The sequence below is a fragment of the Pseudomonas sp. P4_B3 genome (assembly GCF_056402295.1).
Genome location: NZ_JBFUHR010000011.1, coordinates 155,243 through 167,425 on the forward strand (window position 1 = coordinate 155,243; position 12,183 = coordinate 167,425).

8 protein-coding genes are annotated in these 12,183 nt (G+C 61.4%); 5 read left to right on the top strand and 3 right to left on the bottom strand.

The window, feature by feature from the left end:
- The first annotated feature begins 39 nt into the window (after window positions 1-39).
- From AC1DWG_RS15080 to AC1DWG_RS15095, 4 genes are all read left to right on the top strand, one after another.
- The gene (locus AC1DWG_RS15080; protein ID WP_218430973.1) at window positions 40-2,343 is read left to right on the top strand and encodes a YgiQ family radical SAM protein; all 2,304 of its coding nucleotides are present in this window, start codon (window positions 40-42) and stop codon (window positions 2,341-2,343) included.
- 269 nt (window positions 2,344-2,612) lie between these two features.
- A complete protein-coding gene (locus tag AC1DWG_RS15085) occupies window positions 2,613-5,888 on the top strand; it encodes a transglutaminase family protein (RefSeq protein ID WP_477763659.1) in 3,276 nt (1,091 codons plus the stop codon).
- An 88-nt stretch (window positions 5,889-5,976) separates the two neighbouring features.
- Window positions 5,977-8,463 carry a circularly permuted type 2 ATP-grasp protein gene (locus AC1DWG_RS15090; RefSeq protein WP_477763658.1) on the top strand — a complete coding sequence of 829 codons (2,487 nt, stop codon included), beginning with the start codon at window positions 5,977-5,979 and terminating at the stop codon, window positions 8,461-8,463.
- Window positions 8,463-9,353, top strand: a complete 891-nt coding sequence (locus AC1DWG_RS15095) for a transglutaminase family protein (RefSeq protein WP_477763657.1) — start codon at window positions 8,463-8,465, stop codon at window positions 9,351-9,353. Before AC1DWG_RS15090 ends, AC1DWG_RS15095 begins: the two co-directional genes overlap by 1 nt.
- Before the next feature lie 213 nt (window positions 9,354-9,566).
- Here AC1DWG_RS15095 and AC1DWG_RS15100 read toward each other — a convergent pair whose 3' ends face one another.
- Together AC1DWG_RS15100 and AC1DWG_RS15105 are read right to left on the bottom strand one after the other, a co-directional pair.
- On the bottom strand, window positions 9,567-9,758 hold the full coding sequence (locus AC1DWG_RS15100; RefSeq protein ID WP_110660080.1) for a hypothetical protein: 192 nt from the start codon (window positions 9,756-9,758) through the stop codon (window positions 9,567-9,569).
- 68 nt (window positions 9,759-9,826) lie between these two features.
- Window positions 9,827-10,414 (bottom strand): LOG family protein, encoded by a 588-nt coding sequence (locus AC1DWG_RS15105; protein WP_477753180.1) that lies wholly within the window; start codon window positions 10,412-10,414, stop codon window positions 9,827-9,829.
- A 343-nt stretch (window positions 10,415-10,757) separates the two neighbouring features.
- Here AC1DWG_RS15105 and azu point away from each other — a divergent pair, with 343 nt between their 5' ends.
- Window positions 10,758-11,204 carry an azurin gene (gene azu, locus AC1DWG_RS15110; RefSeq protein ID WP_477763656.1) on the top strand — a complete coding sequence of 149 codons (447 nt, stop codon included), beginning with the start codon at window positions 10,758-10,760 and terminating at the stop codon, window positions 11,202-11,204.
- Window positions 11,205-11,355: 151 nt separating this feature from the next.
- Here azu and nadE read toward each other — a convergent pair whose 3' ends face one another.
- Window positions 11,356-12,183 (bottom strand): ammonia-dependent NAD(+) synthetase, encoded by an 828-nt coding sequence (nadE, locus tag AC1DWG_RS15115; RefSeq protein ID WP_477753182.1) that lies wholly within the window; start codon window positions 12,181-12,183, stop codon window positions 11,356-11,358.

Genomic DNA, 12,183 nt, shown 5'->3' on the forward strand with positions numbered 1-12,183 from the left:
GCCCGCGAAATTCAATGAAAGCCAACACCGGTTATCGACATGCAAGCAGCCAAGCCGTTATTTGACTATCCCAAGTACTGGGCCGAATGTTTCGGGCCAGCGCCATTCCTGCCCATGAGCAGGGAGGAGATGGATCAGCTTGGCTGGGATTCCTGCGACATCATCATCGTCACCGGTGATGCCTACGTCGATCACCCGTCGTTCGGCATGGCGATCATCGGCCGGTTGCTGGAGTCCCAGGGTTTCCGCGTCGGGATCATTGCCCAGCCGAACTGGCAGTCCAAAGACGACTTCATGAAGCTCGGTGAGCCGAACCTGTTCTTCGGTGTCGCGGCCGGCAACATGGACTCGATGATCAACCGCTACACCGCGGACAAGAAAATCCGTTCCGACGACGCCTACACGCCGGGTGGCCTGGCAGGCAAGCGTCCTGACCGCGCCAGCCTGGTTTACAGCCAGCGCTGCAAGGAAGCCTACAAGCACGTGCCGATCGTGCTCGGCGGCATCGAAGCGTCCCTGCGCCGCATCGCCCACTACGACTACTGGCAGGACCGTGTGCGCAACTCGATCCTGATCGACGCCAGCGCCGACATCCTGCTTTACGGCAACGCCGAGCGGGCCATCGTCGAGGTCGCCCAGCGTCTGTCCTACGGTCACAAGATCGAAGACATCACCGACGTGCGCGGCACCGCGTTCATCCGTCGTGACACGCCACAAGGCTGGTACGAAGTCGACTCAACGCGCATCGACCGTCCGGGCAAGATCGACAAGATCATCAACCCGTACGTGAACACCCAGGACACCCAGGCCTGCGCCATCGAGCAGGAAAAGGGTCCGGTTGAAGATCCGCAGGAAGCCAAGGTCGTGCAGATCCTGGCCAGCCCGCGCATGACCCGCGACAAGACCGTGATCCGTCTGCCGTCGGTGGAAAAAGTCCGCAACGATGCGGTGCTCTACGCTCACGCCAACCGCGTGCTGCACCTGGAAACCAACCCGGGCAACGCCCGTGCGCTGGTGCAGAAGCATGGCGAAGTGGACGTCTGGTTCAACCCGCCACCGATTCCGATGACTACCGAAGAAATGGACTACGTGTTCGGCATGCCTTACGCCCGTGTTCCGCACCCGGCGTATGGCAAGGAAAAAATTCCTGCCTACGACATGATCCGCTTCTCGGTGAACATCATGCGTGGCTGCTTCGGCGGCTGCACCTTCTGCTCGATCACCGAGCACGAAGGCCGGATCATCCAGAACCGTTCCCATGAATCGATCATTCGTGAAATCGAAGAAATTCGTGACAAGGTTCCCGGTTTTACTGGCGTGATCTCCGACCTTGGCGGCCCGACCGCGAACATGTACCGCATTGCCTGCAAGAGCCCGGAAATCGAATCCGCGTGCCGCAAGCCATCGTGCGTGTTCCCCGGCATCTGCCCGAACCTGAACACCGACCACTCGGCGCTGATCCAGCTGTACCGCAGTGCCCGTGAATTGCCGGGTGTGAAGAAGATCCTGATCGCATCCGGCCTGCGCTACGACCTCGCGGTCGAGTCGCCGGAATACGTCAAGGAGCTGGTGACTCACCACGTCGGTGGCTACCTGAAGATCGCCCCGGAACATACCGAGGAAGGTCCGCTCAACCAGATGATGAAACCGGGCATCGGCAGCTATGACAAGTTCAAGCGCATGTTCGAGAAGTACTCCAAGGAAGCGGGCAAAGAGCAGTACCTGATTCCGTACTTCATCGCGGCGCACCCGGGCACCACCGACGAAGACATGATGAACCTGGCCCTGTGGCTCAAGGGCAACGGCTTCCGTGCCGACCAGGTGCAGGCGTTCTACCCGTCGCCGATGGCCACCGCCACCGCGATGTACCACTCGGGCAAGAACCCACTGCGCAAGGTCACCTACAAGAGTGACGCGGTGACCATCGTCAAGAGCGAAGAGCAGCGTCGTCTGCACAAGGCGTTCTTGCGTTATCACGACCCGAAAGGCTGGCCGATGCTGCGTGAGGCCCTGACCCGCATGGGCCGCGCCGACCTGATCGGGCCGGGCAAGAACCAGCTGATTCCTTTGCACCAGCCGTCGACCGACAGCTACCAGAGCGCCCGTCGCAAGAACTCGACGCCGGCCGGCAGCCACAAGGTTGCAGGGGAAAAGACCACCAAGATCCTGACCCAGCATACCGGCCTGCCACCACGTGCCAGCGATGGCGGCAACCCGTGGGACAAGCGTGAACAGGCCAAGGCTGCGGCGTTCGCCCGCAACCAGCAAGCGGCCAAGGAACGCAAGGACGCGGCCAAGGGCAAAGGCCCCAAGCCGACCCGCAAGCCGGTCGTGCCGCGCTAAGCCGCGCTTGAGCTGAACAGAACGCCAACCTTCGGGTTGGCGTTTTTGCATCTCACCAGAAGATCAAAAGATCGTCCGAACGCGGCCCGAGCCTTCGGACGATCTTTTGATCTTTGCGACATATTCGTGCAATTGCTCCAAACCATTTTCCGGCATCGCCCGATTTTGGTGCTGTACTGCCTCAGGCAACCGAAGAAAGCGCCAGCGCTGCTGGATGGCATAAGTCTTGCGCGCTTTCCTATACGTTCAAGGCTCGCAGGAGGCACGCCGTGTCGATTCATGTCGCATTGCACCACGTCACGCATTACCGCTATGACCGCGCTGTCGAGCTCGGCCCGCAGATCGTTCGTCTGCGTCCCGCCGCTCACAGCCGCACGCGGATTCTGTCTTATGCGCTGAAAGTCTCCCCCGAACAGCACTTCATCAACTGGCAGCAGGACCCTCAGGGCAATTATCTGGCGCGGCTGGTGTTCCCGGAGAAAACCGAGGAATTGCGAATCGAGGTCGATCTGCTGGCAGAAATGGCGATCTTCAATCCGTTCGACTTCTTTCTCGAGCCCTATGCGGAAAAGATCCCCTTCGCCTATGCCGCCGATGAGCGCAAGGAACTGGCGCCGTACCTGGAAACCTTGCCCCTGACGCCGAAGTTCAAGGCCTATCTGGATGGCATCGACCGCACACCGTTGCCCGCCGTGGATTTTCTCGTCGCACTCAACCAGCGCCTGAGCGAAGACATCGACTACCTGATCCGCATGGAGCCCGGTGTACAAACACCTGAGCACACCCTCGACCAGGCCTCCGGTTCGTGCCGCGACTCCGCTTGGTTGCTGGTGCAACTGCTGCGCAACCTGGGGCTGGCGGCGCGTTTCGTGTCGGGTTACCTGATCCAGCTGACCGCCGACGTCAAAAGTCTCGACGGTCCCTCCGGCACCGAAGTGGATTTCACCGACCTGCACGCCTGGTGCGAGGTGTATTTGCCCGGCGCCGGCTGGATCGGCCTGGATGCGACTTCCGGGCTGTTTGCCGGTGAAGGGCATATTCCGTTGGCCTGTAGTCCCGATCCGTCCTCTGCGGCGCCGATCAGTGGCTTGGTGGAACCCTGCGAGTGCGAATTCAGCCACGAAATGTCCGTGGAGCGGATTTGGGAAGCGCCGCGGGTCACCAAGCCCTACAGCGACGAACAGTGGCTGGCGATCCAGGCCCTGGGCCGTCAGATCGATGCCGACTTGCTGGAAGGCGATGTGCGCCTGACCATGGGTGGCGAGCCGACCTTTGTGTCCATCGATGATCCGGACGGCGCCGAGTGGAATACCGCGGCACTGGGGCCGGATAAGCGGCGGTTGTCTGCTGAACTGTTCCGGCGCATGCGCAAGCATTACGCGCCCCAGGGGCTGGTGCATTTCGGGCAGGGCAAGTGGTACCCCGGCGAGCAACTGCCGCGCTGGTCGCTCAATTGCTACTGGCGCCGTGACGGCGTGCCGATCTGGCACAACAGCGCGCTGATCGCCGACGAGCAGGAAGACTACGGCGCGGATGGCGCACTTGCCGGGCGATTTTTGGCGAGTGTCGCCGAACGCCTGAAGATTCCGACACGCTTTGTGTTCCCAGCCTACGAAGACAATTTTTATTACCTCTGGCGCGAAGGGCTGTTGCCGCAAAACGTCAGCGCCGAAGACTCGCGTCTGGAAGAACCCCTGGAACGGGCACGCCTGCGCAAAGTATTCAGCCAGGGGCTGGACAAGGTCATCGGCCAGGTCCTGCCGCTGGCGCGCACCGCCAAGGGCGACCAGTGGCAGAGCGGGCGCTGGTATCTGCGCGACGAGCACTGCCGCCTGGTGCCGGGGGACTCGCCGCTGGGTTATCGCTTGCCGCTGGGGTCGCAGCCTTGGGTGAAAGCGGCGGAATATCCGTTCATTCATCCGCAAGACCCGAATCAAGACTTCCCGCCGCTGCCCGACACTGCGCAACTGCAAAGCCAAAGCGAAGCTGCCGAGGTACAAGAGCGCGCGCCGAAGCTCGACGAATCCGCCGACTGGCTGACCCGTACTGCCTTCTGCGCCGAAGCGCGGGAAGGCCGGTTGTACCTGTTCATGCCGCCGCTGGAGCGGGTCGAGGATTACCTCGAACTGGTCGCTGCCATCGAAGCCACCGCCGAAGAGTTGCTGTGCCCGGTGTTGCTTGAGGGCTACGAGCCGCCGAGCGACCCACGCCTGAGCAACTTTCGCATTACCCCGGATCCGGGGGTGATCGAGGTCAATGTGCAGCCGTCCGCGACCTGGGATGAGTTGGTCGAGCGCACCGAATTCCTCTACGAAGAAGCACGCCAGACCCGGCTGACCACCGAGAAATTCATGATCGACGGCCGGCATACCGGCACGGGCGGCGGTAACCATTTCGTGCTGGGTGGCGCGACCCCGGGGGACTCGCCGTTTCTACGTCGCCCGGATCTGCTGCGCAGCCTGATCAGCTACTGGCACAACCATCCGTCGCTGTCCTACCTGTTTTCCGGATTGTTCATCGGCCCGACGTCCCAGGCGCCCCGTGTCGATGAAGCACGCAACGATGCCTTGTACGAACTGGAAATTGCTTTCGCACAAATGCCTGAAGCAGGTGAGGAATGCCCGCCATGGCTGGTGGATCGACTGCTGCGCAATCTGCTGATCGATGTGACCGGCAACACCCACCGCGCCGAGTTCTGCATCGACAAACTCTATTCGCCGGACGGTGCCACCGGGCGCCTCGGATTGTTGGAGCTGCGTGCATTCGAGATGCCGCCCCATGCCCGCATGAGCCTGGCGCAACAATTGTTGCTGCGGGCGCTGGTCGCGCGGTTCTGGCGCGAGCCCTATGCGCCGCCGAAACTGGCGCGCTGGGGTACGGAGCTGCACGATCGCTTCCTGTTGCCGCACTTTATCGAGCAAGACTTCGCCGATGTCATCGTCGACCTCAACGCCGCCGGTTATCCGGTGCGGGCCGAATGGTTCGCCGCGCATCTGGAGTTCCGTTTTCCCAAGGTTGGCGACTACGCCGTCAGTGGCATTGCGCTGGAGTTGCGCCAGGCGCTCGAGCCCTGGCACGTGCTGGGCGAAGAGGGCGCCATGGGCGGTACGGTGCGTTACGTGGATTCGTCGCTGGAGCGTTTGCAGGTCAAGCTCAGCGGCTTGCCGCCCCAGCGTTATCTGCTGACCTGCAACGGCGTGCCCGTGCCATTGCAACCCACCGGGCGTGTAGGCGAATTCGTTGCTGGCGTGAGATTTCGTGCCTGGCAACCGGCCAACTGCCTGCAACCGACCATCCCGGTCCACGCGCCCCTGGTGTTCGACTTGCTCGATACCTGGATGCAGCGTTCGTTGGGCGGCTGCCAGTACCACGTCGCCCACCCGGGCGGGCGCAATTACGACAGCTTGCCGGTGAACGCCAATGAAGCGGAGAGCCGGCGAATGGCGCGCTTCTTCCGCATCGGACACACGCCAGGGAAACTTCCTATACCCAATCTGGAAATCAGTGACGAGCTGCCGATGACGCTCGATTTGCGACGTTTCTAAACCGTACGCGACGCTCGGATTTTACGTATATCCGGGCGTCACGAGCCTGCGTTAGTCTGACCGTTCATTGCTGTCTGCCGAGCTTTCCATGCCTGACCTGCTAGACCGCTACCCGCTGACGGCGGGCACCTATCACGAACTGCTCGACGACAGTGGCGCCGTGCGCCCGCACTGGCGCCGGTTGTTCGAGCAGTTGCAACGCAGCACGCCGGCGCAACTGGTGCAGCGTCAGGCCCTGCTGACCCGGCAAATCCAGGAGAACGGCGTTACCTATAACGTTTATGCCGATCCCAAAGGCGCTGACCGACCATGGGAACTGGACCTGCTGCCCCATGTCATTGCCGCCGAGGAGTGGGAGCACCTTGCGGCCGGCATCGCGCAACGGGCCAGGTTGCTCAATGCCGTGCTTGCTGACCTTTACGGTCCGCAACGGCTGATTGCCGAAGGTCTTTTGCCCGCCGAGCTGGTGTTCGGTCACAACAACTTCCTTTGGCCCTGTCAGGGCATCAGCCCGCCTGACGGAGCCTTTCTGCATCTGTATGCCGTGGATCTGGCGCGCACACCCGATGGCCGCTGGTGGGTGACGGCGGATCGTACCCAGGCGCCTTCGGGAGCCGGGTATGCGCTGGAAAACCGCACGATTGTGTCCCGGGCCTTTCCCGAGCTGTACCGCGATCTGAAAGTGCAGCACCTGGCCGGGTTCTTTCGCACCTTGCAGGAAACCCTCGCTCGTCAGGCCCCGAACGACGGGGACGCACCGTTGGTGGTGCTGCTGACGCCAGGGCGTTTCAACGAAAGCTATTTTGAACATCTGTACCTCGCTCGCCAGCTCGGCTACCCACTGGTGGAGGGCGGCGACCTCACAGTGCGCGATGCGACGGTCTACCTGAAGACCCTGAGTGGTCTGCGCCGGGTTCACGCGATCATGCGCCGGCTCGACGATGATTTCTGCGACCCGCTGGAGCTGCGAACCGACTCAGCCCTCGGCGTGCCGGGCCTGCTGGAAGCAGTGCGGCAGGGGCGGGTGCTGGTGGCCAACGCCCTCGGCAGTGGTGTGCTGGAATCGCCGGGGTTGTTGGGGTTTCTGCCGAAGATCAATCAATTCCTGTTCGGCGAAGAGCTGATCCTGCCGTCCATCGCCACTTGGTGGTGCGGCGAAGCGTCGGTATTGGCCCAGGCCCTGGAAAAACTGCCAGAGCTGCTGATCAAACCGGCGTTTCCGTCCCAAAGCTTTGCACCGGTATTTGGCCGTGATTTGGGTGAAAAACAGCGCCAGGAACTCGCCGAACGCATGCAGGCACGGCCTTACGCTTATGTGGCACAAGAACTCGCGCAATTGTCCCAGGCGCCGATCTGGCAAGCCGAAGACGGTCAACTGCAGCCCCGTGCCATCGGCATGCGCGTGTATGCGGTGGCCAGCCGCGAGGGCTACCGGGTGCTGCCCGGTGGCTTGACCCGGGTCGCCGCGCAAGCCGATGCCGAAGTGGTGTCGATGCAGCGCGGCGGCGCCAGTAAAGACACCTGGGTGCTGGGCGATCGTGCGCCCAGCGGCGAACAATGGAAGGCCCAGCGCAATATCGGCGTGCATGACCTGGTGCGGCGCGATCCATACCTGCCGTCGCGGGTGGTAGAAAACCTGTTCTGGTTTGGCCGTTACTGCGAGCGTTGCGACGACAGCGCCCGTTTGCTGCGCATCATGCTGGCGCGCTATGTCGACGGCGACGACCCGCAAGCCCTGCAGGCTGCGGTGGATCTCGGTGAACGGCTGATGTTGTTACCCGATGAGGGCGAATTGCCGGAGCGCCTGTTGGCGGCGCTGCTCGGCGATGACTGGCCGTTCAGCCTGCGCTCCAACCTGCAACGCTTGCAGTGGGCTGCTTCACAGGTACGCGGCAAACTCTCGCGGGAAAACTGGCAGGCACTGGTGGAGTTGCAGCGTGAAGCCATGGAGCTGGAAACCGAAGAGCCGGATTTCGGCGAGTTGCTGGATTTCCTCAACCGTCTGGTGATGTCCCTGGCGGCACTGTCCGGCTTTGCCCTGGACGACATGACCCGGGACGAAGGCTGGCGTTTCCTGATGATTGGCCGGCGGCTCGAGCGTCTGCAGTTTCTCAGCGGCAGCCTGGCGGCGTTCCTGCGGGGCGCCGGGGCTTTCGATCAGGCCGGCCTGGAGTGGTTGCTGGAACTGGGCAACAGCAGTATCACCTATCGTTCTCGATACCTGGCGGTGGCACAGATGATCCCGGTGCTCGACTTGTTGTTGCTCGACGAGCAGAACCCTCACGCCGTGTTGTTCCAGTTGAAACTGGTGACCCGCACCCTCAAGCGCCTCAACGACGACTTTGGCGTGCCGCGCGAAACGGCGCTGCCGCAATTGGTCGAGCGTCTGGCGCGATTCGATCTGGGCTGCCTGGAAAACCCGCTGTTCGGCGACGCGAGTGTTCGCGCCGCCATCGAGGGGCTGGCCGCGCTGTTGCAGGAGATCGCCGACGCCAGCGGGCAAGTTTCCGATCGCCTGGCGCTGCGGCATTTCGCCCATGTCGACGATGTCAGCCAGCGCACGGTGTCCGTCTGATGAGCGCCCACTACCAGATTTTCCACGACACCCATTATCACTATGACAGCCCGGTGTCCCTGGCCCAGCAATTGGCGCATTTGTGGCCGCGGCCTTGTGCCTGGCAGCGCTGCACCGACCGGCAATTGCAGATCAGTCCGCAGCCGACCTCGCGTCGCGATGAACTGGATGTATTCGGCAATCCGCTGACCCGGCTGGCGTTCGAGCGTCCCCACGATGAATTGCTGGTCAACGCCAGCCTGACCATTGAAGTGCTGCCCCGACCTGCGTTGGACTTCAATCGGTCACCAGCGTGGGAACAGACCCGAAGCGCGCTGACCTACAGCAGCCAACCGCTGTCGCCCGAGCTACTCGAGGCCTGCCGATACCGGTTTGAATCGCCGTATGTGCATTTGAAGAAAAACTTCGTCGAGTTTTCGCAAAGCTGTTTTCCGCCCGGTCGAGCGTTGTTGCTCGGCGTGCAGGCGCTGATGGAGAAAATCTTCAGCGAGTTCACCTTCGATGCCGAAGCGACCCAGGTGGCGACGCCGCTGGTGGAGGTGCTGGAGCGCCGACGCGGGGTCTGCCAGGACTTTGCCCACCTGATGCTCGCTTGCGTACGGTCCCGTGGATTGGCGGCGCGGTACATCAGCGGCTACCTGCTGACCCAGCCACCGCCGGGTCAGCCACGGCTAATCGGTGCTGATGCGTCCCACGCCTGGGTCTCGGTGTTTTGCCCGGTGCTGGGGTGGGTGGATTTCGATCCGACCAACAATGTGCAACCGGCGCTGGAGCACATCACCCTGGCCTGGGGCCGGGATTTTTCTGATGTGTCGCCATTGCGGGGGGTGATTCTGGGCGGGGGCAATCACGATCCGGAAGTTCGGGTAACGGTGATGCCACTGGAGTAACAAAGATCAAATGTAGGAGCGGGCTTGCCCGCGAAAGCAATTTCATATTCACAAGGATGTTGTCTGACACACCACTTTCGCGAGCAAGCTCGCTCCTACAGGGAATGGTGGTGTGTTGGAGTCATTCGATTGGCCTGTGAGGGTTGGCAGCAAAGCTGCCAACCCTGGACACAGATCCGGTGGGCCTGATCAGATCATCGGGCCCTGAGGGTCTCAGGCGTCGGGCGCCTGATCTTTCGGTGCTTCAACATCACTTTCTGCGGCCACTTCACCTTCTGCTTCCGGGTTCAGTGCGGCTGCTTCTTCTTCAGCTGTAGCTTTCTTGCGCTGAAGCTTTTCCTCTTTCTTCTGCTCCTTGGCCAAGTCTCTTTGACGTTTGGCGAAGGAATAATTAGGTTTGGCCATGGGCGATCCTCTGGGGTCGAAGGTGAGGTTGAGCGGCGCATATTCTGCCCTGTATCGGTGCCAAGCCGTTAGCTGGGTTTTTGCTCGGCCCATTTTGGCGCTATGGACGGTTGCCAGGCATCCAGAGCATCGATCAGGGTTTGCGGCGATTCGCTCACTTGCAGCATGTCACGGTGCTGCCCGCGAACGAAGCCTTCGCCGACGATATGATCGAGAAAAGACGTCAATTTGCTGTAGAAACCGTTCACTTCCAGCAAACCCAGCGGTTTGCCGTGGTAGCCGAGCTGGCCCCAGGTCCAGACTTCGAACAGTTCTTCGAGGGTGCCAAGGCCACCGGGCAGTGCGATAAAGGCATCGCTGAGCTCGGCCATCCGGGCCTTGCGGGCGTGCATGCCATCGACGACTTCCAGGCGAGTCAGGCCGCTGTGGCCGATTTCCTTGTCCTTGAGGCTTTGCGGGATGATGCCGATCACTTCACCGCCGGCCGCCAGCGCGGCATCGGCGACGATGCCCATCAGGCCCACGGCGCCGCCGCCATAAACGAGGGTCAGCTTGCGTTCGGCCAACGCCCGGCCAAGGGCCACGGCCGCTTCACGGTAAGCCGGGTTGGTGCCGGTGCTGGCACCACAAAATACACAAACGGATGTTAAAGACATGCTTTGCTCCATGGTCGATCAGGGCCACAGAGTAAAGGCAGGCGCACGGTACTCCAAGGGCTAGACTTGGTGTTCTGGGGGTTCGTACGTACCGCTGGCGCCGCAAGCGTAGGCGGCGAGCAAACTGCACAACAGGCTGTTGATCGACATGACAGACGTTCCATTTGAAGGGGACGGTCTGATGATAGGCCCGGACCAGGCACTTGGCCGGTAGATAGTTTGCATCGGTGTCATAGCCCGAAAGTTGTATACAATTTTTGATTCAAGTCATATGAACTTGCGAAATTTTCAGGCAGTCTTCTGTCCATTCGCGATTTCGTTAACCCTGCCTTGGAGATTCACCATGTTTGCCAAACTTGTTGCGGTATCCCTGTTGACACTGGCTAGCAGCCAATTGATGGCTGCCGAGTGCAAGACCACCATTGACTCCACCGATCAAATGTCCTTTAGCACCAAGGCCATTGAAATCGACAAGAGCTGCAAGACGTTTACCGTGGAACTCAAGCACTCCGGCAGCTTGCCGAAGAACGTCATGGGCCATAACTGGGTGCTGAGTAAAGAAGCTGACATGCAGCCGATCGCCACCGACGGCCTGAGCGCCGGTATCGACAAGAACTACCTGAAGGAAGGCGACGCTCGCATCATCGCTCACACCAAGATCATCGGCGCTGGCGAGACAGACTCGGTGACCTTCGATGTGTCCAAGCTGGATGCGGCTGAAAAGTATGGATTCTTCTGCTCGTTCCCGGGGCACATCTCGATGATGAAAGGCACCGTGACCCTGAAGTAATTGAATCGCAGTCATAAAAAAAGCGTCCGTAGTGGACGCTTTTTTTTGCGCTTGTAGGAGCTGCCGCAGGCTGCGATCTTTTGATCTTGAACATCAAAAGATCGCAGCCTCGTTTTACTCGACAGCTCCTACACGCTCCTGCGCGCAGGCGTTACGGCGCAAACGGCATCACCCGCTTGTGATGGGTCTTGTTGTACGTATCAACAATGATCCTGAACGCCTCTTCACGCACCGGGTTGCCGTGCAGGAACGCGTCGATCTCGGCGTAGGTCACGCCGTGGGAAGCTTCGTCCGGTTTACCGGGCGACAGGTCTTCGAGGTCGGCGGTCGGGACTTTCTCCACCAGCGACTCCGGCGCGCCGAAGCTGCGGGCGATGGCGCGGACCTGGTTTTTTACCAGGCCACTCAGTGGCGCCAGGTCGCAGGCGCCGTCACCGAACTTGGTGAAGAACCCCATCACCGCTTCCGCCGCGTGATCGGTGCCGATCACCAGGCCATGGGCCGCGCCGGCGATGGTGTACTGGGCGACCATGCGCATGCGTGCCTTGGTGTTGCCGAGCACGAAGTCCACCGACACCGCATGTTTGCCTTCGAAGGCCGCGACTTCATTGGCCAGGGACTTGACCGCCGGGCCGATGTTCACGGTGTGGCGCTCGTCCGGCTTGATGAAATCCACCGAAGCCTGGGCGTCGTGTTCATCGAACTGGGTTTCGTAGGGCAGGCGTACGGCGATGAATTTGTACGCGGCATCACCGCTGCGCTGGCGCAGTTCACGGACGGCCCGCTGGGCCAGCAGACCGGCGGTCAGGGAGTCGACCCCGCCACTGATGCCCAGCACCAGGGTCTTGAGCCCGGAATTGACCAGGCAGTCCTGAATGAAGGTCACCCGCCGGGCGACTTCGGCCTCAAGGGCGGCTTCGTCGGCGAATGGCGGCTGGACCTTGAGCTGTTCAGCAATCTCACGCTGTACGGCTTGCAT

What these genes read in the sequence shown, in the direction of transcription:
- nadE (WP_477753182.1), bottom strand. Translation starts at nt 12,183, where the DNA reads ATGCAAGCCGTACAGCGTGAGATTGCTGAACAGCTCAAGGTCCAGCCG.
- azu (WP_477763656.1), top strand. Translation starts at nt 10,758, where the DNA reads ATGTTTGCCAAACTTGTTGCGGTATCCCTGTTGACACTGGCTAGCAGC.
- AC1DWG_RS15100 (WP_110660080.1), bottom strand. Translation starts at nt 9,758, where the DNA reads ATGGCCAAACCTAATTATTCCTTCGCCAAACGTCAAAGAGACTTGGCC.
- AC1DWG_RS15095 (WP_477763657.1), top strand. Translation starts at nt 8,463, where the DNA reads ATGAGCGCCCACTACCAGATTTTCCACGACACCCATTATCACTATGAC.
- AC1DWG_RS15080 (WP_218430973.1), top strand. Translation starts at nt 40, where the DNA reads ATGCAAGCAGCCAAGCCGTTATTTGACTATCCCAAGTACTGGGCCGAA.
- AC1DWG_RS15090 (WP_477763658.1), top strand. Translation starts at nt 5,977, where the DNA reads ATGCCTGACCTGCTAGACCGCTACCCGCTGACGGCGGGCACCTATCAC.
- AC1DWG_RS15105 (WP_477753180.1), bottom strand. Translation starts at nt 10,414, where the DNA reads ATGTCTTTAACATCCGTTTGTGTATTTTGTGGTGCCAGCACCGGCACC.